We start from the raw sequence: 26,196 nt of genomic DNA, 5'->3' as shown, positions 1-26,196 counted from the left end.
TGTAACCGGGCGCGGTAATTGCTATCGTGACCTGTTATCCGTGATTAAAATGCAACCGTGCCGGTTACGGACGCATCGACGGCTTTTGATGCGTATTCTTCTGTGAGTCTGGGATGTTGGTCGGCTCACCGTTCGGCATATAAAGCGGCCCTTTCAACCCGCAACCCACCAATCCCAGCAGCATCAGCGCCAGAGGAAATGAACGAAATACCTGCTTCATGTCATTAAGACCTGTCAATCATCTATGCATGCTCTCTATAATCGCAGGTGGATCATGAAAAGCAATAGGAATCGAAAATGAACGACAGTGAGTTTCATCAATTAGCGGATGCGTTAATGTTGACGATCGAAGAAGCGTTGGACGACTTCGACGGTGATGCCGATATCGATTACGAAACCAACGGCGGCGTGATGACACTGAGTTTCGAAAACGGCAGCAAGATTGTCATCAACCGCCAGGAGCAACTGCATCAAGTATGGTTGGCGACCAAAGCCGGTGGCTACCACTTTACGTATCAGCCAGACAAGGGTCAGAAGGAACAGTGGATCTGCGATCGCAGCGGCGAATCCTTTTTTGCGCTGCTGGCGCAGGCATGCAGTGCGCAGGCCGGTGAGGAGGTCTCTTTCGATTAACGCGGGAAAACGCCCTGTTGCCACCAAGGGCAACCAGAGCGTTACAGCATGTGCAGCCGCTGTTTGATCGCGGGCGACGCGCTTTCTTTGCCCGGCGATATGTTCAAATGAGATAGCGTCGTACTGCGAAAAGGAATCACCTGTGCCCGTCCATCCAACTGCACAATCTGGTAGAACTGCGGCAGGTTGAAATTGATAAAGCTGGAGCCATAGGTAAAGCGGTCATGTGACGAGGAGTAAAAACGGCTAACGTCACGTACCAGCTCTTCCTTGCTGCCTTCACAGTGGTGATAAACCTCAACGCGGTTCGACTCATCCAGAATAAAGATATTAAATCATTGCTCTTCCGGCAGATCTTCAAAGAAGAACTGGATGATCCCTTCGCTCGCCACGCCGTCGATGACCGCTGGCAGATGGATATGGTTGGTCTCCACCTGCATGGGCAACCCTTGCAGTTTGTTGTTGGACATCGCGCCGTAGAACTCCACCGCATTTTCCAGCTTCTGCACCGATACGCTCAGGCGTTCGAAGAACATACCCCAAGTCTGCCCTGCCACTTTTACCGCTTTGAAACGGCCCGGCTCTTGTCGGGTGCTGGACAGGCGTAGTTCAATGCACTCAGACACCAACTGCTGCACGCGCGTGCGAATCAAACCGCGCAGGTGTTGGCTGTAGCAGAACACTTCCAGCGATTCCGGCAGCGCCGCATCCTGATGCATTTTACCCAAAATGGTTTTCAGCGCTTCAAGCACTGACTGTTCGCCATTGAAATGCAGGGTTAGCACTTCATTCCACGAATTGCGGTACAGCAGGTCAATGCTGCCCACCAGGCACTGCTGCTGCTCGCCGAAACTGAACACGTCCAGATGGCGGAAATCAAAGTGCACCACCTAATTATTGCGGAATGCCGCCGTTGGATCGTGCCCCAGATTGACGATAATCGCCAGATGCCGAATTTCGCACGGGCTGTACAGCACCTTGGACGTAGGTGCCGGTAAACGCAGTGGGAAGTGGCAGGAGACGTCATCCACCAACTCGCGCAGGCGGGCAATATCGATCTGTTCACTGCCCTTGATGTGCAAGCGCGTGTTCGGCGTCAGCAGCCCGTTAAAATAGGCCCACGCCACCAGTTTGTTCAGATAGCGGTTATATTCCAGCGGCTGATGGCTGATGATGGCATCCATAGACGGTGCCTGATTGTACAGATACCAGCCAGAGCGGTTGGCGCGACCCGCCGGAACGTAGATAAAGGTCAGATCCGCTTCGGACAAGTCAGGCGAAATTTGTGGATTAAGCAGCGTCACTTTACCCGGCAGCGCTTCAAAGGCGGCATACAATTTACGCGTCAGTACACCGGTATCCTGCGGGCTGGCACTCACGCTCAGGTTGTTGCGCCGCGCAAAGCGGATCAGGTTGCGATAGGTTTGCATCATCGCATCGAGCAATTCATTGTGCGCTTCACGCACGCGCTCAATTTTCCAGTTGGCGCGATTATCCAGCATGGCAAGGTGTTCGCTGCTCCAGCCCCACTCTTGCACCAGTCGGCTTAGGATCTGCCGCCGCCAGCCGACGCAGGCTTTTTCGCGCGACAGTTTTTCGCAGACTTTGAGATAAAAACAACGCCGCGCCAGATCGAGGCGCGTGGGATCTTCAATTTGCGTGAGGTATTCGGTTACCCGATCCAGCATCATACAATAAGGATCGAGTCCAAACGCCACGATCTCCCCTTTGTGCAGCCTGGCTTTGATATCCATCGACAGCAAGCGCGTGTCAGGGTATTGCCAGGAATAGGCCTCAAGCAGTAGGGTCTTCAGTACCGCTTTGTACGGGGAATCGATACTTTTATACAGTTGCCACAGACTGGCGCCGAAATACTCTTCCGCCGAGAGCGAACTCAATCCGCCCAGGTCCAGCCACTCGTTGGGTGCAAGCGCACCCTGCGCGTAAAGCGACAGGACGTATTCGTCGTAATGCTCTTCTTCTTCAACCGGCACCATATGCCACAGCAGGCGTTTACCGGCCATGCGCACGGCGGTGCGATAAAATTCGTCCAGCAACAGGATATGCTGCGTCGAGCCGCAATCTTCTCCGCCCAGGCTGCCACTTTCATTGTGGCGAAAACGGTTCTCGTCAATCAGGAAGAAGCTGACGTCCACCCCTTGCTCCGCAGCCCATTGCTCCAACAGGGTACATTTCTGCTGTAAGCGCTGGTGCTCCTCGTGGTCTAGCCAGGATTGGTGGCACACCCAGATATCCAGATCGGAAGAGCAACTCTGGCCGATGGACGAAGTGCTGCCCATGGAGTAAACGCCGGTAATCGGCAATTCGCCTTGGGAATTGATGGCAGGGATCTCTCCCCAGCGCAGTTCAATGCTGTCGATGTAGCGCTGTTGGTTTTCATCAGGCGTGAAGGTGCACACACCGTGCGGAACCTTACCTTCAAGGTAGCCCGGCATGAGCGGATGATGGTGATGCAATAATACGGGCAGAAGGCGATAAACCTGCTGAAAAGCGGGTTTCATTGCTTCCAGAGCGCGGTCAACTCGCAGTTGGTTGATCGCGTCCAGTCTCTGCTTCAAAGTCTCGATGTAGAAGTAGTAGAAGTACAAGTACAAGACGGTCCGCCTGATTATCCCAGTGCCTAGAAAAAACCCCGTGTTCCAAACTCATCAGAAATAGAATTAGAGGAGTGACTGATAAGATAGTGCTGGAAACGTGATCAATTTAACACCTTGCTCATTGAGCGTAAAGAAACTAAAGAAAGTTAGCCACGATTAGCTTACTTTCTCTTATTGCCCCTCGCTTTCTGGCATGATTACGCCGCGATCCCACCACCTCATGGTGAAAACACGCACCTTACCGTCGCTATCCAGCACCTTCAGCGCCGGAACGCTGACACCTGAGCGTCTCAGTGATACGATGGCGCTAAATGATAAAAACGGTATTAAGCATGGTAGACAACACCCTTAGAATTGCCACCAGACAAAGCCCACTTGCACTGTGGCAAGCTCATTATGTGCAACAACAGTTGCAGCAATACTACCCCACGTTGCAGGTTGAACTGGTTCCCATGGTGACGCGCGGCGACATTATCATGGACACGCCGCTGGCAAAAGTGGGCGGCAAGGGTCTGTTTGTTAAAGAGCTGGAGCGCGCCTTGCTGGAAGGCCGCGCGGATATCGCCGTGCACTCGATGAAGGATGTGCCGGTATCATTCCCCGATGGGCTTGGCCTGTATACCATTTGTGAGCGTGACGATCCGCGCGATGCCTTTGTTTCGAATCAGTATGCCAGCGTGGCCGATCTCCCGCTCGAAAGCTGTGTCGGCACCTCCAGCCTGCGCCGCCAGTGCCAGTTGCGCGCTCGCCGACCCGATCTGATCATCCGCGATTTGCGCGGGAACGTTGGAACTCGCCTGAGCAAGCTGGATAACGGCGACTATGACGCCATTATTTTGGCCGTTTCCGGGCTGTCGCGTCTGAATCTGTCAGAACGCATCCGCACGCCACTCACCCCGGAAGAGTCGCTGCCCGCCGTCGGTCAGGGTGCGATTGGTATCGAATGCCGGGAAAATGACGCCCGCGTGCGCGAACTGCTGGCACCGCTCAACCATGAACATACCGCCTGCCGCGTTCTTGCTGAACGCGCCATGAATCTTCGCCTCGACGGTGGCTGCCAAGTCCCGATCGGCAGCTATGCTGAACTCAATGCGGGGCAACTCTGGCTAAGAGTCTTGGTTGGCGCACCGGATGGCAGCAAGATGATTTGCGGTGAGCGCATCGGCCCAGCCAGCGAAGCGGAACGCATGGGCATCGATCTGGCTGAAGAGCTGTTAGCCAACGGCGCAGACGCTATTATGCACGCCGTTTATCAGGGCGCAGGCTCATCATGACCATTCTGGTGACCCGCCCGTCGCCAGCGGGGGAGGCACTGGTGGAACGACTGCGCAAGCTCGGCCACGCGGCTTGTCATAGCCCACTTATCGATTTTTCCCCCGGCAGTGAATTGCCTTCCCTGTCAGCACGGCTGGCGGCGCTACGCGAGGGCGATATGCTGTTCGCGCTATCGCAGCACGCCGTGCGTTACGCCGCCGCCGCACTCACGCAAGTGGGTTTATCCTGGCCCGCCATCCCGGTTTATTACGCCATCGGACGTACCACCGCACTGGCGCTGCATCAGGCCACTTCTCGCGCCGTTGCCTATCCGCCCGAGCGGGAAACCAGCGAAATGCTGCTGCAACTGCCAGAATTACAAAATATTAGTGGCAAAAACGCGCTATTATTACGAGGGAATGGCGGCAGAGAGCTGCTGGCAACAACGCTCGCTGAACGCGGCGCACAGGTCAGTTATTGTGAATGTTATCAGCGCAGTCCGGTCTATTATGATGGGCCGGAACAGAGCCGACATTGGCAGCAACTCGGTATCGATCGTCTGGTGATCACCAGCGGCGATATGCTGCATCAGCTGTATGCGCTGATGCCACATTATTATCGCGAATCCTGGCTGCTCCACTGCCAGGTTATCGTTGTTAGCGAACGGTTGGCGCTAGAGGCACGCCAGCTTGGCTGGCGTGATGTGCTTATCGCGGACAATGCCGATAACGACGCGCTTGTGCGTCTGCTATCGTGACTGCACGGCCAACCGTACAACAAACCAGACCATGGGATGGCCCATTATGACAGAACACTATGCCCCTTCAACCCCATCGGAAACGGTGACAGAACGCCCTGATGCCACGTTTTCGTCCTCCGACGCCGCGTCAGCGGATGAACCGTGCCGGGACCGTGCGGGACATGGCCGCGTGCTGGGTGGCATTGCCATTGCTATCGCCCTGCTGTTAAGCGGAGGCGTGTACTATCTCGGACAGCAGCAGGAGAAACAAAACGCCGCGTCCATGGCACAAATGAAGGGCGAGTTGGAAGCGCTACAGCAACAGTATCAGCAGGATAAAACGGCGTGGCAGGCCGCGCTGGCACAACAAAAACAGTGGCAGGAAGCACCACGAACCAGTTGAACGGGGTCACGAGGGAATCCAGCGAACTTAGCCAGAAACTGGCCGCCCTTTTCAACCACGACACCAGCACCTGGCTGCTGGCACAGGCGGATTTTCTGGTCAAACTGGCCGGGCGCAAGCTGTAGAGTGATAAGGATGTACTGACCGCGGGCGCACTGCTGAAAAGCGCCGATGGCAGTCTGGCTGACATGAACGATCCTAGCCTGCTTGAACTGCGCCGCGCCATTGCCAATGATATTAGCGCGCTGGCGTCAGTCGGTCAGGTGGATTTCGACGGCATTATTTTGCGGGTGAATCAGTTAACCGATCGGGTCGACAATCTGCGTCTGGCCGATAACACCCAGGACGATGATGCGCCAATGGATGAAACCGACGGCGAGCTTTCAGCCACACTCAGCGAATGGCGGCAGAACCTGAGCAAAAGCTGGCACAACTTCATGTCCGATTTTATTACCATTCGCCGGCGTGGCAGCAATGCCGAACCCCCGCTGGCTCCGAATCAGGATTTCTACCTGCGTGAAAATATCCGAGCGCGCCTGCTGACCGCCGCACAGGCCGTGCCGCGTCATCAGAACGAGACCTTCAAACAGTCGCTGGAAGCGGTATCCACCTGATTGCGGGCCTATTTTGATACCAGCGATCCCGGCACCAAAGCCTTTCTGGAACAGGTTGACAGCTTAAGCCAGCAGCCCGTCTCTCTGTATGTTCCTACTACGCTGCAAAGCCAGCCGCTGCTGGAAAAACTGATGCAAACGCGAGTGCGTAATCTGCTGGCGCAATCGCCTGCGCAGCAACAGGAGGGCTGATCATGCTGGAAGTGCTGTTCTTGTTCCTGATCCTTATTGCTGGCGTAGTGCTTGGCCCGATGCTCGCAGGACGTCAGGGCTATGTACTGGTGCAAACCGACACCTACAACATCGAAACCAGCGTTACCGGATTGGTTATCATGCTGGTGCTGCTGTTGGTCGTCCTGTTTGCGCTGGAGTGGCTGTTGCGCCGCGTATTTCGCACCGGCGCGCGCACCCGCGGCTGGTTCCTGGGCCGTAAACGCACACGCGCCAGAAAACAGACCAAAGCAGCCCTGCTTAAACTGGCTGAGGGCGATTATCTCCAGGTTGAAAAACTGCTGACGCGTAACGCGGATCACGCAGAGCAACCGGTGGTGAACTATCTGCTGGTCGCCGAAGCCGCGCAGCAGCGCGGTGATGAATTTCGCACCCGACAGTATCTGGAGCGAGTGGCTGAAATGGCCGACACCGATCAGTTGCCGGTAGACATCACCCGCGTACGCATCCAACTGGCTCGTAATGAGGATCACGCCGCACGCCATGGCGTCGATCGTTTGCTGGCATACGCACCGCGCCATCCTGAAGTATTACGGTTAGCGGAACTGGCGTCCCAACGCACCAACGCTTACGGTGCGCTGTTAGATATTCTGCCTGCCATGCGCAAAACCCAGATTCGTACTGAGGAGGAGTTGGAGGCATTGCGCCAATCCGCCCTGCTCGGTCTGATGTAACAAGCGATGGTGGAAGGCGGCAGCGAAGGCCTGAAGCAGTGGTGGAAGGAACAAAGCCGTAAGGTGCGGCAAGATTTGCCATTGCAAGTGGCGATGGCGGAACACCTTATTGCCTGCGACGATCACCATACCGCCCAGCAGATTGTGATCGACGGATTGAAACGTCACTACGATGAACGTCTGGTACTGCTGATGCCACATCTGGCCGCAGGCGAACCGGCCTCGTTGGAAAAACTCCTGCGCCAGTTGCTAAAACAGCACGATAACAGTGCGTTACTGCACAGTACCCTGGGACAGTTAATGCTGAAACAGGGGGAGTGGCAGCAGGCCAGCGATGCGTTTGCTGCGGCGTTGGCGCTGCGCCCGGATGCCTTTGATTACGCCTGGCGCGCCGATGCCTTTGATCATCTGCGCCAACCGGAAGAAGCGGCACAGATGCGTCGCGAAGGGCTGTTACTCACACTACAAACCCCGTCTTAATCGCGCTCCACGCTGCCCCACATTCTGGGGCAGCGCTATCCCATCAGCTAAAGAGACTCTCTTTTATACCGTTACGCAATATACCCTAAATAATTCGAGTTGCAGGAAGGACGCAAGCGCTGGTCCGTAGGGTGAACCTCAGGAATGAGGTTCATTCATCCCGATGAGCTTACTCAGGTAAGTTATTTGGGTGACAAATCTTCCGGGAGCAGATTTGAACGCCGCGTGCGGCGGCCTCGTAAGAGGTGAGGCCTAGGGATGGGCCGAATAACGAGTGTAGCCAACGCACATGCAGCTTGAAGTATGACGGGTATAAATGAAGCCGGTTTCATTTTGGATAACAAAAGGAGCAGCCCATGAGTACACGATTTCCTCCCGCATTCCTTTGGGGCGGTGCCACCGCCGCCAATCAGGTAGAAGGCTACGATGAAGCTGGCAAGGGACTGTCGATTGTGGACACCATCCCAGGCGGCAAAGCACGATTAGCCATCGTTGCGTCCGAATCCTTCGATTTTTCGCTGGATACCGCGCGTTATACTTACCCTAACCACAAGGGCATCGACCATTATCACCGTTTCAAGGAAGATATCGCGCTGTTCGCTGAAATGGGCTTCAAGTGTTACCGTTTTTCCATTGCCTGGACCCGTATCTACCCTAACGGTGTGGAACAAACGCCCAATGAAGCAGGTCTGGCACACTACGATGCGGTTATTGATACCTGTCTTGCCAACGGCATTGAACCAGTCATCACGATTTCTCACTACGAACTGCCTCTGCATCTGGCCACCGTCTATGGCGGTTGGAAAAACCGCGCGCTGGTCGGTTTTTTCGAGCGTTTTTCTCGCACGGTGCTCGAGCGTTTCGGGCACAAGGTCAAATATTGGATGACCTTCAACGAGATCAACAGCGCAGCGCATTTTCCGATCATGAGCCAGGGGCTCATCGTCAAAACCGGAGCCCGGGACGCACAGGCGAAATTTCAGGCATGGCATCACCAGTTTGTCACCAGCAGTCTGGCAACAAAAATTGCCCGCGAAGTCAATCCGAACATCCAGATGGGCTGCATGATTATTTATGCCACCACCTACGCCTACGACAGCAACCCGGTTAATCAGTTGGCGGCCATGCAACGCACGCAGTCCTTCAATTTCTATTGTGCCGATGTGCAAGCCAACGGCAAATACCCCTACTATGCGCAACGATTGTGGGACTCGCTCGGCGTCACTTTAGCGATCGAACCCGGCGATCTTGAACTGCTGGCAAATCATACCGTCGATTACATCGGTTTCAGCTACTACATGTCGACCACCGTGAATGAAACCCACGCGGAGGGTGAAGACACCGAAGGCAATTTACTCGGGGGAACGCGCAACCCGTTTCTCGAGGCGAGCGAATGGGGATGGGAGATCGACCCAACCGGCCTGCGCATCGCGCTGAACCAGCTCTATGACCGATACGGTAAGCCCCTGTTTGTGGTCGAAAACGGATTAGGTGCGATCGATAAACCCCACAGCAACCTCTACGTGGCGGACGATTACCGCATCAATTATCTGCGCCAGCATATTGAGGCGATGGCCGATGCCATTGCTGACGGTGTGACACTGATGGGCTATACCCCTTGGGGCTGTATCGATCTGGTCAGCATGTCGACGGGCTAAATGTCCAAGCGCTATGGCTTTATTTATGTCGATCTCGATGACACTCTTTCTGGCAGCGGCGATCGCCACAAGAAAAAATCCTTCTCATGGTATCAAAAGGTCATTGCCACCCACGACGAAGATCTCACGCCCTAAAAAATGGTGCAAAAAAAACGCTTGCAAATAAACGGCAAGCGTTGAATAAGATCAGGTCATAAAAGACTACAGTAGAGTGCCTCACTCAACGTAATGTCCGAAAAAAAGTCCGATGGTGTCGTGAAATGCAGTGAAAACGGCTAATCACAACGTCATCTGGAGGTGGACGATAGGCACCGGTAAACGGCTCTGCGTCATTCCCAGGATTATGAAGCCGAAGCAAACATAGAAGGCGGAATGAGCATCTACGGGGTTATGTTAGCATGAACCGTGCCAGATTGTCGTGGTACGCGGAAATAAACTCGGAGCCGATAGTCATAACCGGATCGTAATCGCTCCGCGCAGCCATTTTATCCAGCGAGGCTCCTCGATAACGGCCGTCAGCACGGCTGACCGTATCGCCCTGCTCTGTCAGCAGTTTTTTAACAAACAGCGGGCCTGAAACGCGCAAATCGGCCTTAACCCATTCCCGCGCGGGTATACCGGTGTAACGGGCAAGTTGCTCAGCAAGCTCTGCTTTCTGCGATTCTGGCAAGAGATTGCCCTGAGCCAACGCCTGTGCATAAGGACCAAGGGAAAACTGTTCAACCTCAGTCAGCAAATGATCCAGATTTTCTGCGACGTTTGCCGGATGCTGATAGTAATGGGCGATTGCCGCATAGGTTGGCAACGCCAGGTAATAGGGCTGATCGATGCCAAGGTTGGATTCAGGACGATCGATATCAATATCCTGGCTCAAATACTGCGACAGCAAAATAATACCGTTAACATCGACGTTGTGCTGCACCTTCAGCCGGTTTGCCAGCGCCACCGTACGCGTCGTGCCGTAGCTCTCACCAAGCAGGTAACGCGGTGCATTCCAGCGCTGATAACGGCTCAGAAACTGCGTGATAAATTGCGCAAACGCGTGTGCGTCTCCATTAATGCTGTAGGTGTCAGTCTCCTTTTGACGCTTCTGCGCCTGCCGCTCCTGAACATTGGCCGCATTGCTGATAAACTGACCAAACCAGGTGCCCGGCGCATCGATAAAGACCAGATCGCTGACATCAAGCAGAGAATAGGCATTATCGATAACCGGATAAGGCGGCAATACGGGTTTATCCGGCGTGCTGGTGACCACCCGCTTTGGCCCTAAACCTCCCATATGCAGTCACACGGAAGAAGAACCCGGTCCGCCGTTATAGATAAACGTGATCGGCCGATTCTCCGGCTTCGCCGTCTTCTCCACCGACTTAAAGTAGGCCACGTAGGACAAGGTCGCGATCGGTTCATCGGGATCGTCCGTATTCAGTGCTAATGCGCCCGCTGCGGCACGATAATTAAGGCGACCCTGTTAAGTTTCACTTGCCCTTCACTCATCACAACATCACTCAGTGCCGGAGCCTGTTCCGGTACTGGCGGCGGTGATGCCATGGCAAACGCGGAGCTTAAGCATAAAGACATAATTATAAAAACAAAATGTCGCAAGTTATTCATGGTATTCCTTTTACATTACCATCCTTATGGGAACCATTTCGTTTCCGATGTCCATCCCCCTCAATTTCATGCAATGATTGAAAAGGGCCTGGCGGCTACCACTATTAACATCCATCACATAACTTTGTGTTTCTGGTTGTTGCCCGCTGATATATTTTTCATTTTTACAGTCGTCCTTTTTCCCACACGGCAAATAGTAGGACGTATATTGCGTTCGCTGCGCCACTTTATTTTTCACAGGGAATTTTTCTTCGCTCAGCGTTTGCGCTGCTTTTCACCCATTGCGTCGTACAACCAGAAAGCAGAAGTGTGGCAAACAATAATGTAAACTTAATATTCATTTCGATTCCTTTTAATACACTTACCCTCAGCATAAAATTGTATTATTGGTTCATTTCTTGCATAGCAATTTATACGATCAATGACATATCGTTTAACTTGCGTTTAGTATTAAAAAGAAATATCGAACAAGAAATGAAAAGTATTTGTCTGTTTTGTCTAAATAAAAACAGGGATATAGCCTTAATAATTTACAGTACAAGACAACACGTTAACGCATTGAACGGCACCAGCGAACGCAACGTGAAAGATGAAGGATATATCAATAGATTATCCGCGCCGTGAACACGGCGCGGATGGAAACATCAGCGAGAAGACAGTTGTTCCAGGCTCTGTTTCGCCAACTGATGGCGGTAGTGCGCGGTAGGGAACAGTGCGCTGTCATCAACCCGGAATTTCGGATGATGCAGTGCATAAGGCCCGCCCGAACCGAACATCATGAATGTACCCGGCAGTTTTTGCTGATAGAAGGAAAAATCCTCGCCAATCGGGCTGGCATCTACGCGGCGCGCTTCAAAACCTTCTTCATCGGCAACACGCAGGGCAAAATCCACCCATTCCGGCGTATTGACCACGGACGGCGGCCCGGCGTGCCAGATAAACTCGAGCTCAGCGCCAAAGGTGCTGGCAATACCTGCCACAATCTGGCGAAAGCGCTGTTCAATCAGATCGCGCGCTGCCTGGCTAAAGGTGCGTACCGTGCCTTCCACGTAGGCGGTATCTGGGATCACGTTCCAGGTACTGCCACTGTGTACCTGAGTGATTGACACCACGGCGGTATCATCCGCAGGCACCGTACGGCTGATAATGGTCTGCACCGCACTAATCAACTGGCTGAGAATGATAATGGGGTCGTTACCTTCATGAGGTTTGGCCGCATGGCAGCCTTTAGCAGCGATCTTGATTTCAAAACGATCCACGCCTGCCGTCAGTGCGCCATCTTTACCACCGACCACGCCAACTGGCAGCGTTGGGTCGTTGTGAATGCCAAAGATGGCTGCCGCATTATCCAGCGCACCGGTCGCGATCACTTCTGGCGCGCCCAGCCCCGTTTCTTCCGCCGCCTGGAACAGAATGCGCACGGTGCCCTTTAGCTCGGACTCAATACCTTTAAGCAAAATGGCGGCACCCAGCGCGGCAGATGAGTGAAAGTCGTGCCCGCAAGCGTGCATCACGCCCTGACGCTGAGAGGTGAATTCCACGCCGGACTCTTCTTCAATCGGCAGTGCATCGATATCTGAACGCACGATAACCAATGGGCCATCCTGCACGCCGCCGACTTCTGCGACCAGGCCGGTTTTCAACGGCAGATCCAGAATGCGTATGCCTTCCTTCTCCAGCGCGGCGCGGATTTTCTTGGTGGTTTCAAATTCCTGGTTGGATAATTCAGGGTTCTGGTGCAGATCGTGCCGGAACGCCTGAATAAATTGCGCTAACGGCGCATGCTGAGGTGCCGTTTTCACGATGTTTTCTCCACACTGTCCGTGCTTAACGCCGCAGGATAAGCCCGCAGCGCGCAGGGTATTTTATCTAAATAGCTTGTTATCACCGCATCGTTAGATGTCGTATTCCGTATGTTCTGGCATCTTGGTCATCTGGCGCAAGAAACGCTGCGTCTGCGGGTTGTCAGAGAAACTGATCACCTGCTCGGCCGGCCCATGCTCGACGATATGCCCGTCGGCCATGAAAATAACCCGATCAGCAACTTCTTTGGCAAACCGCATCTCATGGGTCACGATAACCATGGCGGTGCTGTTTTTCGCGAGATTTTGAATCACTTGCAGCACTTCGTGCACGCGTTCTGGATCCAGCGCCGAGGTTGGTTCATAAAACAGAATGGCTTTCGGGTCCACGGCCAGTGCGCGCGCGATACCCACGCGCTGCTGCTGCCCGCCGGACAAGGTCACCGGATACTGATGGGCTTCCGGCAACAGGCCAACCTGCTCGATAAGCCGAAGTCCAATCTCTTGCGCCTGCTTCTTCGGCATTTTTTTCACCACGATCAACGCTTCCGTGATGTTTTCCAGCGCGGTTTTATTCTTGAACAGGTTGTAGTTCTGGAACACCATCGCGGTCTGCTGACGCAGTGCGTAGGCTTCCTTGGTACTATAACGGCGTGTATCCAGTACGCGATCGCCAATTTCAATCGTGCCGGACTCCGGTTTTTCCAACAGGTTGAGGCAACGCAGCAGGGTGGATTTACCCGACCCTGAAGGGCCGATAATCGCCACCACTTCGCCCTGTGCGATATCCAGACTGATATTGTCCAGCACCACTTTGTCGCCAAAGCTTTTTGAGAGGTTTTTTACACTGATCATGGCGGCGTCTCCTTAGCGCTGTAATGAGTGGTTCAGTTTCTTTTCCAGCCAGTTTTGCAGTCTGGAATAAACGATGATGGCCAGCCAATAAATCAGCCCTACCACCAGGAAGGTTTCAAAGAAACGCAGCGATTCAGCGGCGATCATTTTACCTTCAGCAAACAGTTCAGATACGCCAAGTGCAAAGGCTACCGAGGTGTCTTTGATCAGCAAGATAAAGGTGTTACCTGTGGCAGGCAGCGCATTGAGCATCGCCTGCGGCAGTGCGATACGGCGGTAAATCTGCGAACGATTCATGCCGATCGACAGCCCGGCTTCCGTTTGTCCCCAATCGACCGAGGCCAGCGCAGCGCGGAAAATCTCCGCCATGTACGCCGAGGTTTTTAGGCTAAAACCGATAATCGCCGCCGACATAGCGGTCAGATCGCTCAGCGCCGGGAACAGCTGCGGCAAACCGAAGTAGATGATAAGCAACTGAACCAGCGACGGAATGCCGCGAAACAGCGAGATATAAAACTCAATCACCTTCACCAATACCGTGATCTTGCTTTCCCGCAGAAGCGCTAGCACCAGACCCAGTATCATGGCGAAAATCATGGATACCACGGCTAATAGTAGCGTGGTCGGTAAATAGAGCAAAACCTGAGGAAACACCTTCAGCAGGTATGCAAAATCGATATTCATGAGCAGTACCATTAATGCTTCCACCGGCGCAAGCACCGGTGGAAAAGAGATGACAAAAAGCGCGGCGGTTAGTGTGCTTGCGGTGCGGTAGTAATGTCCTCACCGAAATATTTCACGGAAATCTCTTTCAGACGGCCATCAGCACGCATTTTCGCCAGCTCGGCATTGAACTGCTCACGCAGTTTGTCGCCTTTTTCATCTTTGTGGAACGGGAAGCTGACTTCCTCGATCACCAGCGGATCGCCAACCAGTTTGAACGGCAGGTTGCGCTTGTTGATTTCAGCCAACAGGATCGGGCGGGAGTTTACATAGCCTTCCACGCGCTTGGACAACGCATCATTCATTGCGCCATCGCTGGTTTCATAGGTGCGGATGGTCACGCTGCCGTCAGCAAAGGCTTTCTTCAGGTTATTTAAGTAGTTATAGCCAAATACGCCCGCCACTGTTTTGCCTTTCAGGTCATCCAGCGTGTTGATATTGGCGTTATCTTTGTGCGTAACTATCTGGCTGCCGTAGTAGCTATACTATACACATCGGCAAAGTTATACTTTTCTTTGCGCGCTGGCGTGATCGCCACGACGTTAGCTACGGTATCGAGTTTGTTCGCTTCCAACTGCCCCATCAGGCCGCTGAGATCAGTGGTAACCCACTCGATTTTGTAATTCAGATCTTTCGCGATGGTTTCCGTGACTTCAACGTCAAAACCCACCAGCTCGTTATCTTGCTTAAAGCCGCTCGGGTAGCTTTGTCCGGTAGAACCTACGCGCAGCACCGTGCTGGCCTCTCCGCCCGCCGCCGCTTTTTTGTCCTGAGAGTCACAGCCCGCCATTAGAAAGGCAGTGGTAAGCGCTAACGCAGACAAAGTCAGTTTTTTCATTATCATGTTCATGCCTCTCATTGGGAATTTTTCTTCTTCCACTGGTGATAACCATCCTGGTCTAACACTTTTTCCATATAAATCGTCAGGTGGCCTTTACCCAGATTCGCCTGCCCGACTTCGTTAAAACCGTAATGCTTATACATGTCGATCAGCCAAGGGTGGCTCTGTGTCGTGCCCAAAGAAACCGCGGGTGCCTTGAGTTGCCATATCAGCACCGTTTCTTCCATCCACTGCATCATCTGGCGGCCAAACCCCTGCCCTTTGTAGTCCGGGTGGATGGCGAACCACCCCAAATGCGGCAAACCATACGGGCCAGGTTCCGGTCCCCAAGGGTAATGGATGCTAAAAGACGACACCATCACGCAGTCTTTTTCCAGCGCATAAACACCGTGGCACGTAATATGGCGACGCACCATATCAATATCTGCCTCAGCCGCGGCAAAGTGAATGCCCAGTTGGCGAATTGGTTCATAGGCCGCCAACGCCAGAAAGGCTTCGTCGTCTTCCAGCGTGAGCTGGCGAAAAACCGTGCTCATGTTTAACGCTCACTTACGCTGGCAGCAGACCAGAGTTGTCGGCATAACGAATCACTTCATCCACCTTCTGCGGTGCACAGCCCAAATAGTTGACCGGGTTCAGCCATGCGTCAAGTTCCTGCGCGGTAACCTGTGCCGACAGCACCTGGTCTTCCAGCAGCACCTCTTTGAAGTGACGGTTCTGTTCAAACGCCTTCATGGAGCACTCGTACACCAAATGGTGCGCGGTTTGTTTACCCATACGTTTGCCAATTTCAAACATCACTTTCTCAGAGAGCAACAGGCCGTTTTGCAGCTCCAGGTTCGCCAGCATCTGCTTTTCATTCACCGACATACCGCGCAGGATACCCAGCGCATTCTGCAACTGCGCAGAGAGGTAAACGTTCACTTCCGGCAGAGAGATCCACTCAGCGCGCCAGCTCATAGCGTCACGCCCATGTTCCACCTTCATGGACTCATGAATCAGCGATGCGCTTTTAAAAATGGGTGCGGTTAAGCTAGCCAGCCCTTCCAATGCCGCCGGGTTACGCTTGTGCGGCATGGTGGTGGAGCCAATTTTGCCTGCTGAGAACGGCTCTTCAACTTCGTTGATTTCCGTGCGCATCAGGTTATACAGCTCGCTGCCGAGCGTGCCGCTGATCAGAACCACTACGGAAGCATATTCGGAGAAACGATCGCGCGCGGACTGCCAGCCGATGTTCGGCGTACCCAGCCCCAATTTATCCAACGTCAGGCGCTCAATCTGCGGCCCCAATTCGCCGAACGATGCATAGGTACCAATTGCACCATTCACGTTACCCACCAGTACGCGGGCTTTGATTTCTTTCAGACACTCCAGATGGCGAACAAACTCATCCAGCCATACCGCCAGTTTAAAGCCAAACGTGGTCGGTAGCGCCCGCATGCCGTGAGTACGCCCCGTCATCGGCGTATGCTGATACTTTTTCGCCAGCCGTTTCAACTCAACCGCCATCAATCGCGTGTCGCGTTCGACAATGGCAAAAGCCTGCTGTAATTGCAGTACCGTGGCGGTATCCACGATATCTTGCGTGGTCACACCATAGTGAATGTATTCGCCCGCGTCGCCACATTGCTTTTGAATCGCGGTGATGGTGGGCATCAGGGAGTGCTTCATACGGACCGCGTCCTGCGCGATCTCCTCCACATTCAGTGCGCTTGCATCCGCTTTCGCGGCAATGGTTTGTGCGGCGTCGGCCGGGATAACGCCCAGTTCACCTTCGGCCAGCGCCTGCGCAACTTCAACGTCAACCTGCTTCGTCAGGCGGTTATGTTCTGACCAGACAGCACGCATTTCGGGCGTGCCAAAGTTGTTCCCGATGAGGAGAAAATCAATGAGATGTGATGCCATAGCTTACTCGTTCGTTGGATGTGTCAGGCGGGATTTTTGTCGTCGTTCTAATCTTGGAAATATAGCATGCGACAAATCGGCCCCCATATATCTTCTGGATCTATATTATATTCAGAAGATAATCCAGACGTAACGCTATATTGATATCCATCACATCCCGTAAAACCGCATCACTTGCTGTATTGCGTTGTTAATACAGCCCGTTGAATCGCCTCGGGTGCCAGCGAAAATGGCAGCAGTGCGGCGCTAGCAGCTGGGAATTTAAAGGTTTGAGACAGCGTATCGGCCAGTTCGGCATAGCGCGCTTCCGCCACTGGCAAGCACGCGGTGGCATCATAGCGCTGCAACTGTGCCAGCAAATCGGGATCGACCGAACCGTCGCCGCGCGCCACTAACGACTGCACCCGCAAGCCATAGCCGACTTTCTCTCCATGCAACCAGTCATGCAGTTCAGGAACGTGCGTCATTCGATTATGAATCGCATGGGCTACGCCGGGTGAAGGGGAGTCATCACGCATGCTGTTTGCCAATCCGGCCAGCGCGATATTGGCATCGTTCACCTTTTGCAGCGCCACGGTCACTTGCTGTTCGGCATTATCTCTCAGTGCCTGTTCGCCCCACTGTACAAAGGTATCGCGGGCGAGCGTTGCCACCTGAACCTTAAGGTTCAGCGCCAGATTATCTCCGTTTTTCGCCAGATAGGGCTGAAATTCATACCATTTAGCCAGCGCATCGACGATTCCGGCTTTCAGATAGCGCACATCGCTGCGGGCAATCACGTCACTGTCGACCAGCACCATCACCGGCATGTGTTGCAATACCTGCGTTCCCTGATGCCCACCCTGCTCATCATACAGAATACTGATCGGTGACCAGGCCGCGCAGGTGGCAGCGATAGTCGGCAAAGTGATCGCCTGACCGTTCTCCAGCCCATCAGCGACCGCTTTGGCACAGTCCATCACGCGTCCACCGCCAACACCGAGGACAACCTGCACGCCACGTTGAGCAATTTCATGCTGATGGTGTGCAATCGCCTCGCGCGTACATTCCCCTTCCAACAGGTATACATCAAACTGCACGTCGGACTGCATCAAACTGGTAGAGAGTGCACGTTCTACCGCTGTCCAGGCGCGTGGACTGGTCAACACGGCAATGTGACGAGAAAATGGCGCAACCAGTTCACCCACACGTGAAAGCAGGCCAGACTGGTGGTGATAGACACCGGGAGATTTGATAGCAAACACAGTAATTCCTTGATTTTTCTACACTGTGCCAAAGCATACGCACAGGCTATTAAAGTGCAATAGTAAAAGCCTGTCAGCAGGTTGTAACCGATAAAATGGTCATAAGATATAACGTGAAGGTATAAAATCCTGTTTATTTTGAATAATATAGTTTTCAAACAAACAGCGCTCCTTCACGTCCCCTCAATGTGCACCCCACTGTTGTTAGCCTACCATTACCCTCAGAACTAATGAACGCGTTGCAAATGGTTAACCCGATTTCGTTCTAAACCAGGAATGTTGAAACAGGAACCTCATGATGAAAATCCAATTGACCCGCCACGTCAGTGCCGCGCTGCTGACCCTACTTGCCGCCATGACACTGGCTGGTTGCGATAATAACAAGAGCGTGGGAACGCAGAGTAAGGTGCTGCGCGTAGGCACGACGGGCCAAAGCTTCCCGGGTTCTTATAAAGAGAACGGCACGCTGGTCGGCTAAGATGTCGAGGTTGTGGAAACCATCGCTCGCGAATTGGGTTATCAGGTCACCTGGACCACCGCTGATTTCAGCGGACTGATGGGCCAGTTGGAGGCTGGAAAGCTGGATACCGTGGCCAATAATTTCGTGAAAACCACCGAACGTCAGAAAAAATATAACTTCACCGACACTTACCTCACTTACGCAACGCAAATCGTCACCAGCGTTGAGAACAAAGACATTCAGTCTCTGGACGATCTCAAGGGTAAAACCGTATCTGGCGTATTAGGCTCGACACACGTGACCAACCTGCACAACGCCTTTCCCAACAATGACGTCACCATCCGCACCTATGAAACCCGCGACGGGGCAATGAATGATGTGATCAACAATCGCGTTCAAGGCTATGTCAATTCCCGCCCTATCCTGTTGGCAGAGATTAATAAACGTCACCTGCCGCTGAAGCTGGTGGGTGAACCCATCTCCAATGAACAAGTCACGCTCCCGTTTGCCAAAACGGCGGAAGGCGACAAGTTGCTGGCAGCATTCAATCAGAAACTGCAACAGCTGCGTCAGAACGGCCAGTTAAAAGCCTTGGCAGAGAAGTATTTCGGCAGTGATAAAGTGCTGTAGGGCGGTAAAGCGGAATAAGCGATTTTCGCCCTCGCACAGCGGGGGCGTTTTCCACAGAACAGGCTATGCGACGGATGGAGAAAGCAAAAAGCGGCTATTCCTCAGGAATAGCCGCTTTTCACGGAAAGTGGTCGGCGAGAGAGGATTCGAACCTCCGACCCACTGGTCCCAAACCAGTTGCGCTACCAAGCTGCGCTACTCGCCGAAATGCTTTTTTTCAACGCCATCAGTGTATCACACTGACTATTGATAATGTTCGTTGGTGCGAAGAGAGGGACTTGAACCCTCACGTCTGAAGGACACTAACACCTGAAGCTAGCGCGTCTACCAATTCCGCCACCTTCGCATACATTCACGAACATCTGAATCTGGGGTGGCTAATGGGACTCGAACCCACGACAACTGGAATCACAATCCAGGGCTCTACCAACTGAGCTATAGCCACCAATGTACTGCTTACAACTAACGATAAAACCGGTACGCCCCTTACGGTGAATTGTACCACCGCAGCTCTTGCACACAATTCTTGTAAAAAAGTTATTGGTGCGCCCGACAGGATTCGAACCTGAGACCTCTGCCTCCGGAGGGCAGCGCTCTATCCAGCTGAGCTACGGGCGCATAGCGCCGTTGCGGGTGGGGATAGTACGGATTTAATCTCTGCCTGTCTAGTGCTTTTTTATCGAAATGATGCGTTTGCTTATGCTTTGCGCATTTCGTACCGAAAACAAACAGTCAGCGACGATCCCCACCCCTCAATCAGGCTTCTGGTGCCGTTAATGCCTGCTTTTTGCGCCCTTCCAGCATGGCATAAATCACGCTAACCACGGCAAGAAACGCCATCCCCACCAATAAGGACATCCGCGTGTCTTCATTGATGTACATTCCCACCAATACGCACAGCAGGAAGGCCATAGTCAGATAGTTCACCCACGGAAACAGCACGGATTTGAACGGATGCCCTACTAATTGTGCCTGATGCTGCTGGCAAAACCGCAGTTGGCTTATCAGTACCACAAACCACGGCACCATGCCCGGCAGCACGCTGGCGCTGTAGACATAGACGAACACTTTTTCCAGGTTGTGAATAATGTAGTTTAACGCCGAACCTAACAGCAGACAAAAAATCGAGACAGCAACACCTGCCGCAGGCACGCCGCTGGCTGTGACTTTGCCTATCCAGGCCGGGAGCTGACGGTTGTTTGCCAGTGAATAAAGCATACGACCGCAACTGTACATCCCGCTGTTACAGCCTGAAAGCGCAGCGGTCAGCACCACAAAGTTAATGATACCTGCCGCAGCGGTAATCCCGATTTTGGCAAAGGTCAGCACAAACGGGCTGCCGGCAGTGCCAATTTCATTCCATGGAAAAATGGTGACGATGATAAAAATGGCACCAACATAGAAAATCAGAATACGCCACAGGATGTTATTAATTGCGCGCCGCAGGGTAATTTTAGGGTTCTTGGCTTCACCGGCAGTGATCCCAACCAGCTCAACGCCCTGATAAGAGGCCACCACCAGACACAGTGCAAATAACAGCCATTTCCAGCCACCCGCCAGGAAGCCGCCGTGCTCGGTCAGATTGGCAAAGCCGGTCGCCTGGCCGTGGTTGCCAATACCAAAAAAAGATAATGCCAACGCTAACGACAATCATCACAATAATGGTGGTGATTTTAATCATGGCAAACCAGAACTCGATTTCACCGTACAAACGCACAGCGGCCAGGTTGGCTAGCGCCACCAGCGCCACGCATACGATAGCGGGGATCCACTGCGGCAGTTCCGGGAACCAGTACTGCACGTAAACGCCGATGGCGGTGATTTCGGAAATCCCGACCGCCATCCACATAAACCAGTAACCCCACGCGGTGAGATAGCCAAAAAACGGGCTCATGTATTTATGCGCATACACGGCAAAGGAGCCGGTGACCGGTTCCATATAGAGCATTTCACCCATTGAGAGCATGATAAAGAAAACGAATATCCCGGCGACGATATAGGCCAGCAGCACAGAAGGGCCGGCCCACTTCAATGCGCTCGCCGCGCCAATAAACAACCCAACGCCAATCGTTCCACCAATGCGCGATCAACTCAATATGTCGCGCCTCAAGCCCACGGTGGAGTTTGCCTTGCGTTTCCTCGTTTGCCATAGATCATCAGTCTTAAATGTTGTGTTTTCCTCCCGGTTTCATACCGGGTTTTATCGTGCCCATCCCGCTATTGAGCTGGTTCGCACATTTTATGCAGCATATCCTTCTGCATTTTTACCTGATTAGCAAATAGTCATTTAAAATCAAATAAGAATAACAATTTTGTTTTAAGAGCCAATCGTCATAACCAATACCGATGGCTCAGCAGATGGTCACGCCGTTACAGGCGCCCGCTGAAGTAGTAAGCGAGGAATTTTAATAGTTTAATCTGACGCGTAATGCGGCTGGGTTGGCTCAACAACCGGTAGAGCCACTCCAACCCCATACGCTGCCACGCCAGAGGCGCGCGTTTCACGTGCCCGGTGAAGACGTCATAAGTGCCACCCACGCCCATATAAAGCGCCTGCGGATGGTAACGGCGGCAATCACGCATCAATATCTCCTGGCGAGGGGAACCCATCGCCACCGTAACGATGCGCGCCCCGCTGGCGCGCACCCGTTCAAACACCTCATCGCGCTGTTCCGGTGGGAAATAACCATCCTGACTGCCAACAATATTCACCTGCCATTGAGTCCGCAGTTTCTCTTCCGTTTGGCGCAGTATCGCCGGTTTTCCGCCCAGCAAAAAAACCGGGGTGCCTTCCGCACCGGCTTTTTGCATCAGCGCTTCCCACAAATCAGCACCGGCGACACGCGTCACCTGCGCCTGAGGATATTTACGCCTGATGGCGCGCACAATACTGATGCCATCGGCATACTTGTATTCGGCCTCGGCAATCAAATCCCACAGCGGCTTATCCTGCTCGGCCGCCAACACCTTCTCGGCGTTGATTGCCACTAACGTGCCGGTTTTTACCTCTCCCTCAGCGAAAAGGTAAGCCAGACGGGCAGCCTGGTCCGCAAATCCGTGCAGCGGGATATTGCAAATGCGATAAAGCGGGACAGAAGCGGGATTTTCCATGAGGGTTCCTTATGGCGTATCCGGAGTGTGGGGGGCAAGGTCACCGATGCCGTATGCGAACGCGTCCAACGCTGACGAATCAGGCCCGCACGTTCAAACAGCCAATACAGCAGCTTCGCCACCAGCACGCACAGCCCAAACACCAGGATAAAAACACCACACGCGACACAAAAGCATCGCCACCTTCTCGCACCAACACTATCAGGTTAAAGATGGTACCAAAGCAGAAACTTTGCAGCACCGCTGCGCTGTAGCGATTCTTGCTTAGACGACCCGATTCATACAGGGCATCAAACCACTTGACGATGAGGCCGACCACGATGGCACCGAGCGGAATGAACAACACGCCGCCCATCACCACCAGCGATCCCAGCAACGTAGGCGAAATCGCCAACCAGGAATGGTTATTGAGCACTTCCCAAGTGAAATAATTAGCGCTATTGAGCACCAGATTGTGACGAGCGGGCCACAGCCAGGACGGAATAAAGACATAAAAATCACGCACAATGGGAGCTAGCCCCTGAAATTCGATGTCACCATAGTGTTGCCACAGCAGCGCCAAATTTTCCCACGGCGAGAAGGTATCGCGTGTCAGATAAAGGAAGGTGTAAAACGCTTCCGCACCGCTTACGTCCAGACTGTAGCGTTTTAATGCCAGCCAGAACATGGCGGTCACGCCCACTGCCCCCGCCGCGACCAGCATCCATAGCGTGATCCAACCGCGCTGGATGCCGATAAACAAGAACAGGGCAAAAGCGATAATGATATTCGCCCGCGTACCGCCGACAATCAGGTAGGTCAGTATTCCGAACCGACGGTGCCCACCAGAAACAGCAGCCAGGCACGGCGCGTTTGGTGCAGAAAATAGACCACCAGTATGGCGGGGATAAAAAAATAGAAGAAGCGCTTCAGGGCAACGCCCGAGACCTCACTGGAAAAAATCTGACTATAGGTGCGCAGTTTGAATAGCAAAAAACCGTTGTTTATAAAGAAGATAGCCACTATCACCACGGCCACCAGCGCCAGCAATAGCCATGTCAGGTGCGTTTCGACACGATTCATTATGAGCCATGGTTCGCCGGGCGGTCGGCGTTGCGCCCGCAGACGGGTTTTATAAGCCACGTAATAGATGGCGTAAAACGCGGTTGCCTACAGCAGCGCCTGAAGTAAATAGGTCGCGGGCACCACTGCCACATTGAATTTGAACGCCAGCAGGCAGGTAAAGGGAAAACTGAAATAGAATGTCAGAAGAAACAGCATTGAGAACAGTACGTTAAAGTTAAATCGTACTCGACGAAACTCCTGCCAGGTCAAAAAAAGAATAAAACTGACGGCAAACAGATACACCACGACCAAGCCGCCGAACTCACCCTGTGTCATGGTTTCGTCTCCGCCGCCAACGTCAAGGCATCGAGCCATCCTCGCTGGTAGTTAGGCTGGAAGAACGCGATGCGGCGCTGATCCACGCTGGCGATCTGACGTTGCGCTTCACGCACCACAGCTTCCGTCAACGTATCGCCGTAAAACAGCACAGGTAAATGCTGCTCGGCCAGATCCTGCCAGAAGGGATTCTTCCGGCTGATGACAAAGGGCACCCCGCACTGAATCAGCAGGCAAAGCATACCTATGCCTTGCTGACGCGGGAAGATAAATACGCCGAGATCGCAACTGCGCAACAGGTTCAGGTAATCATCGAACGCCAACTGTTCGCGCAGCAACTGAAACTGCTTCGTGCCAAACAGCGTTTCACCTTCCTGCGCCACCTGATTGATGTAATCTTCATTGTTTGCGGGATATCCCATGGGGACAATCACCCGCACCTGCGGCCCCAGTTGCTGATGAATGGCACGCAGCGCTTCGATATGCCGATTGCTCTTATCACCGGAATTACCCACCAGCACCGTCATCGGTCCAGCCAGCGGTTTGGTCACGGTCTCTTCCGTCAGCGCCGGGTTCATTTTGGTGGGGAAATAAAGTAAGGAGGCAGGCACATCCGCATGCCGCTGCCGATAGAAATCCAGATCGCCACGCGTGGCAAAGACATGACCGATACGCCCCTGTGCCATGCGACGCAGCAGGTAAAACAGGCGATGCTTCCACTGCGTGGCCTCTTCATACAGATCCGCGCCCCACACATGCCAATAGGCCTGTGCCGGTTTGATACGCCGACCCAACAGCGCCAGCCAAATCCACGGATTAAACTGTCCGTGGAAAAAGAACCGCGTCTGTCGATCTGCCTGCGCCCGCGTCACCACCGCCTGCGCCAGCGCACGTTTATCGGCATAGCAGGTTAACGTCAACCCAGGAAAAGCCTGCGGCAAGCCCTCATCACCGGATACCACCATAAAATGCGTGACCACGGGCGCAGGGAGTTGTGTTGCCAGCACGTCATGGAAGAAGCGCAGCAGCGTCTGGTTATGATGTGGGATATCCGATCCCAGCACGTGAATCAGTGTCGTCATGGTCGCCTACGGTAAATAAGAAAAACAAAACAGCACAGGAAAAAGTAAACCACATAGGTCAACATATAGGCTTGCGTGGCCCCCAATGCGCCGTGGCGCGGAATCAACCACTGGGAGAAACCACTTAGCAACAGAAACTGGCTCAATTCCGCCAGCAGATAAAAGCGCAGCGCCGCTTTGGCAATCACCAGATAACCAAAGACATAGGCCCCCACTTTCATCACATCGCCCACCAGTTGCCAGGCGAAGAGATCGCGCATCGGCACAAACTGCGGGGAAAACAGCAGCCAGATAGTCACATCGCGCAGTAACCAAATAGCGAGACCGACAGCAGCCACCGCAGGGATAACAAACCGCAACGCACGGCCGATCTCTCGCGCAATCGCCGGTTTTTCCTGCAATCGCGCCAGCGTCGGCAGCAAATAGACCGAAAACGCGGCGGTGATAAATTGCAGGTAAGCATCGGATATCGAGCTCACTCCCTGCCACAAGCCGACCGCATCCCACCAGGCATGCGCCGCGAGCACGTTACGCATCATGATATAGGCAACGGGTACCGTTACCGCCGTCATCACCGCCATCAGGGTAAATTTCCCTAACTGCGTGGCGAACGCACGATCCCATACCGGACGCAAATGCTGCCAACGCAAAGGGGTACGCCGCAACAGCAACACACCGGCGGGCAGCGCGATCAACACCGGTACCAGCGCCAGCCCTACCAGCGCACCAGCGTAGCCCCCCCAGCAGAAAGCAGGCAACAAACGCCACCAGCCCAATCAGGCTGCCCCCCGACAATCGCCAGCGCATTGCCCTGTGCGTCCCGATACCATTTCAGGATAGCCAAAAAGAAGTTGGCACAGGCAATGCCCATTTGCAGCAACGCCAGCAGACGGATCACGTCACGATAGCGATCGTCGCCAAACAGCACCGTGGCTATCGTCCCTGCTGCCAGCACAAAGAGAGCGCTAACGCCGATGAAAAGAGCGCAATAAGCGTCGCTGACGTCCCCAAAACCTGTTGCAACGGCTCAGGCTGCCGCTGATGGCGCGCCACCAGCATGATCACACCATTAAATATTCCCGCGGCTGACAGCACGCCCAACACCGTGATCAGTTGGCGGTAATTCCCCGCCAGCCCCACGCCGCTCGAGCCGAAGGCCACTGCCAGCAATTTGATAACCACCAGGCCAATGGCGATTTTGACCAGCGTCGAACCCGCCGTCCATAAGGACGATTTTGCCAATGACAT

14 protein-coding genes, 4 tRNA genes and 9 pseudogenes are annotated in these 26,196 nt (G+C 53.6%); 7 read left to right on the top strand and 20 right to left on the bottom strand.

Annotation, left to right across the window (positions count from 1 at the left end; translation table 11 throughout):
* Positions 1–64 precede the first annotated feature (64 nt).
* On the bottom strand, positions 65–220 hold the full coding sequence (gene lptM / locus JZM30_RS19345; protein ID WP_286673669.1) for an LPS translocon maturation chaperone LptM: 156 nt from the start codon (positions 218–220) through the stop codon (positions 65–67).
* Between the two features lie 77 nt (positions 221–297).
* Between lptM and cyaY the strand changes: the two genes are divergently transcribed.
* The gene (cyaY, locus tag JZM30_RS19340; RefSeq protein ID WP_252320749.1) at positions 298–633 is read left to right on the top strand and encodes an iron donor protein CyaY; all 336 of its coding nucleotides are present in this window, start codon (positions 298–300) and stop codon (positions 631–633) included.
* Between the two features lie 41 nt (positions 634–674).
* Here cyaY and JZM30_RS19335 read toward each other — a convergent pair.
* A pseudogene (locus JZM30_RS19335) lies at positions 675–3,242 on the bottom strand (class I adenylate cyclase).
* Between the two features lie 341 nt (positions 3,243–3,583).
* Here JZM30_RS19335 and hemC point away from each other — a divergent pair.
* The 5 genes and pseudogenes from hemC to JZM30_RS19310 all read left to right on the top strand — a co-directional run bounded on the left by hemC (position 3,584) and on the right by JZM30_RS19310 (position 9,439).
* Positions 3,584–4,525: a hydroxymethylbilane synthase gene (hemC, locus tag JZM30_RS19330; RefSeq protein ID WP_252320747.1), complete on the top strand. Its 942-nt coding sequence runs from the start codon at positions 3,584–3,586 to the stop codon at positions 4,523–4,525.
* The gene (hemD, locus tag JZM30_RS19325; protein ID WP_252320745.1) at positions 4,522–5,262 is read left to right on the top strand and encodes a uroporphyrinogen-III synthase; all 741 of its coding nucleotides are present in this window, start codon (positions 4,522–4,524) and stop codon (positions 5,260–5,262) included. Before hemC ends, hemD begins: the two co-directional genes overlap by 4 nt.
* 46 nt (positions 5,263–5,308) lie before the next feature.
* Positions 5,309–6,453, top strand: a pseudogene (hemX, locus tag JZM30_RS19320) (uroporphyrinogen-III C-methyltransferase).
* Between the two features lie 2 nt (positions 6,454–6,455).
* Positions 6,456–7,646, top strand: a pseudogene (hemY, locus tag JZM30_RS19315) (protoheme IX biogenesis protein HemY).
* 356 nt (positions 7,647–8,002) lie between these two features.
* Positions 8,003–9,439 (top strand): annotated as a pseudogene (locus JZM30_RS19310) (glycoside hydrolase family 1 protein).
* A 253-nt stretch (positions 9,440–9,692) separates the two neighbouring features.
* On the opposite strand, the gene JZM30_RS19305 reads toward JZM30_RS19310, so the two are convergent.
* The 9 genes and pseudogenes from JZM30_RS19305 to JZM30_RS19265 form a co-directional block, all read right to left on the bottom strand.
* Entirely contained in the window at positions 9,693–10,559 is an 867-nt protein-coding gene (locus tag JZM30_RS19305; RefSeq protein ID WP_252320743.1) for a hypothetical protein, read from the bottom strand.
* Between the two features lie 366 nt (positions 10,560–10,925).
* Positions 10,926–11,153, bottom strand: coding sequence for a hypothetical protein (locus JZM30_RS19300; RefSeq protein WP_252320741.1), 228 nt, complete (start codon positions 11,151–11,153; stop codon positions 10,926–10,928).
* 406 nt (positions 11,154–11,559) lie between these two features.
* Positions 11,560–12,717 carry a M20 peptidase aminoacylase family protein gene (locus tag JZM30_RS19295; RefSeq protein WP_252320739.1) on the bottom strand — a complete coding sequence of 386 codons (1,158 nt, stop codon included), beginning with the start codon at positions 12,715–12,717 and terminating at the stop codon, positions 11,560–11,562.
* Between the two features lie 93 nt (positions 12,718–12,810).
* Positions 12,811–13,572: an amino acid ABC transporter ATP-binding protein gene (locus JZM30_RS19290; RefSeq protein ID WP_252320737.1), complete on the bottom strand. Its 762-nt coding sequence runs from the start codon at positions 13,570–13,572 to the stop codon at positions 12,811–12,813.
* Between the two features lie 12 nt (positions 13,573–13,584).
* The gene (locus tag JZM30_RS19285; RefSeq protein ID WP_252320919.1) at positions 13,585–14,256 is read right to left on the bottom strand and encodes an amino acid ABC transporter permease; all 672 of its coding nucleotides are present in this window, start codon (positions 14,254–14,256) and stop codon (positions 13,585–13,587) included.
* Positions 14,257–14,324: 68 nt separating this feature from the next.
* A pseudogene (locus JZM30_RS19280) lies at positions 14,325–15,139 on the bottom strand (amino acid ABC transporter substrate-binding protein).
* Between the two features lie 11 nt (positions 15,140–15,150).
* Complete coding sequence (locus JZM30_RS19275) at positions 15,151–15,672, bottom strand: GNAT family N-acetyltransferase (RefSeq protein ID WP_252320735.1); 522 nt, start codon at positions 15,670–15,672, stop codon at positions 15,151–15,153.
* Positions 15,673–15,685: 13 nt separating this feature from the next.
* Positions 15,686–17,041 carry an adenylosuccinate lyase gene (gene purB, locus JZM30_RS19270; RefSeq protein WP_252320733.1) on the bottom strand — a complete coding sequence of 452 codons (1,356 nt, stop codon included), beginning with the start codon at positions 17,039–17,041 and terminating at the stop codon, positions 15,686–15,688.
* Positions 17,042–17,211: 170 nt separating this feature from the next.
* Positions 17,212–18,285 (bottom strand): iron-containing alcohol dehydrogenase family protein, encoded by a 1,074-nt coding sequence (locus JZM30_RS19265; protein ID WP_252320731.1) that lies wholly within the window; start codon positions 18,283–18,285, stop codon positions 17,212–17,214.
* 298 nt (positions 18,286–18,583) lie between these two features.
* Between JZM30_RS19265 and JZM30_RS19260 the strand changes: the two are divergent.
* Positions 18,584–19,375: pseudogene (locus tag JZM30_RS19260) on the top strand (transporter substrate-binding domain-containing protein).
* Between the two features lie 128 nt (positions 19,376–19,503).
* On the opposite strand, the gene JZM30_RS19255 reads toward JZM30_RS19260, so the two are convergent.
* The 9 genes and pseudogenes from JZM30_RS19255 to wzxE form a co-directional block, all read right to left on the bottom strand.
* Positions 19,504–19,580: transfer RNA gene (locus JZM30_RS19255), tRNA-Pro, on the bottom strand.
* 55 nt (positions 19,581–19,635) lie between these two features.
* Positions 19,636–19,721 (bottom strand) — tRNA-Leu (locus JZM30_RS19250).
* Positions 19,722–19,744: 23 nt separating this feature from the next.
* Positions 19,745–19,820 (bottom strand) — tRNA-His (locus JZM30_RS19245).
* 96 nt (positions 19,821–19,916) lie between these two features.
* Positions 19,917–19,993, bottom strand: a tRNA-Arg gene (locus JZM30_RS19240).
* Between the two features lie 138 nt (positions 19,994–20,131).
* Positions 20,132–21,525, bottom strand: a pseudogene (thrP, locus tag JZM30_RS19235) (bifunctional threonine/serine APC transporter ThrP).
* A 220-nt stretch (positions 21,526–21,745) separates the two neighbouring features.
* On the bottom strand, positions 21,746–22,486 hold the full coding sequence (gene wecG / locus JZM30_RS19230) for a lipopolysaccharide N-acetylmannosaminouronosyltransferase (protein WP_252320729.1): 741 nt from the start codon (positions 22,484–22,486) through the stop codon (positions 21,746–21,748).
* Positions 22,378–23,866, bottom strand: a pseudogene (wzyE, locus tag JZM30_RS19225) (ECA oligosaccharide polymerase). Before wzyE ends, wecG begins: the two are co-directional and overlap by 109 nt.
* Positions 23,863–24,948 (bottom strand): TDP-N-acetylfucosamine:lipid II N-acetylfucosaminyltransferase, encoded by a 1,086-nt coding sequence (locus JZM30_RS19220; RefSeq protein WP_252320727.1) that lies wholly within the window; start codon positions 24,946–24,948, stop codon positions 23,863–23,865. Before JZM30_RS19220 ends, wzyE begins: the two are co-directional and overlap by 4 nt.
* Positions 24,945–26,196: pseudogene (gene wzxE / locus JZM30_RS19215) on the bottom strand (lipid III flippase WzxE). Before wzxE ends, JZM30_RS19220 begins: the two are co-directional and overlap by 4 nt.

The organism is Candidatus Symbiopectobacterium endolongispinus, assembly GCF_018777385.1.
Lineage (GTDB): Bacteria > Pseudomonadota > Gammaproteobacteria > Enterobacterales > Enterobacteriaceae > Symbiopectobacterium > Symbiopectobacterium endolongispinus.
This window is presented reverse-complemented; position numbering and strand designations above follow the sequence as displayed.

Coding starts and splice junctions, on each gene's coding strand:
- lptM (WP_286673669.1), bottom strand. CDS start 220: ATGAAGCAGGTATTTCGTTCATTTCCTCTGGCGCTGATGCTGCTGGGA.
- cyaY (WP_252320749.1), top strand. CDS start 298: ATGAACGACAGTGAGTTTCATCAATTAGCGGATGCGTTAATGTTGACG.
- hemC (WP_252320747.1), top strand. CDS start 3,584: ATGGTAGACAACACCCTTAGAATTGCCACCAGACAAAGCCCACTTGCA.
- hemD (WP_252320745.1), top strand. CDS start 4,522: ATGACCATTCTGGTGACCCGCCCGTCGCCAGCGGGGGAGGCACTGGTG.
- JZM30_RS19290 (WP_252320737.1), bottom strand. CDS start 13,572: ATGATCAGTGTAAAAAACCTCTCAAAAAGCTTTGGCGACAAAGTGGTG.
- JZM30_RS19285 (WP_252320919.1), bottom strand. CDS start 14,256: ATGAATATCGATTTTGCATACCTGCTGAAGGTGTTTCCTCAGGTTTTG.
- JZM30_RS19275 (WP_252320735.1), bottom strand. CDS start 15,672: ATGAGCACGGTTTTTCGCCAGCTCACGCTGGAAGACGACGAAGCCTTT.
- purB (WP_252320733.1), bottom strand. CDS start 17,041: ATGGCATCACATCTCATTGATTTTCTCCTCATCGGGAACAACTTTGGC.
- wecG (WP_252320729.1), bottom strand. CDS start 22,486: ATGGAAAATCCCGCTTCTGTCCCGCTTTATCGCATTTGCAATATCCCG.
- JZM30_RS19220 (WP_252320727.1), bottom strand. CDS start 24,948: ATGACGACACTGATTCACGTGCTGGGATCGGATATCCCACATCATAAC.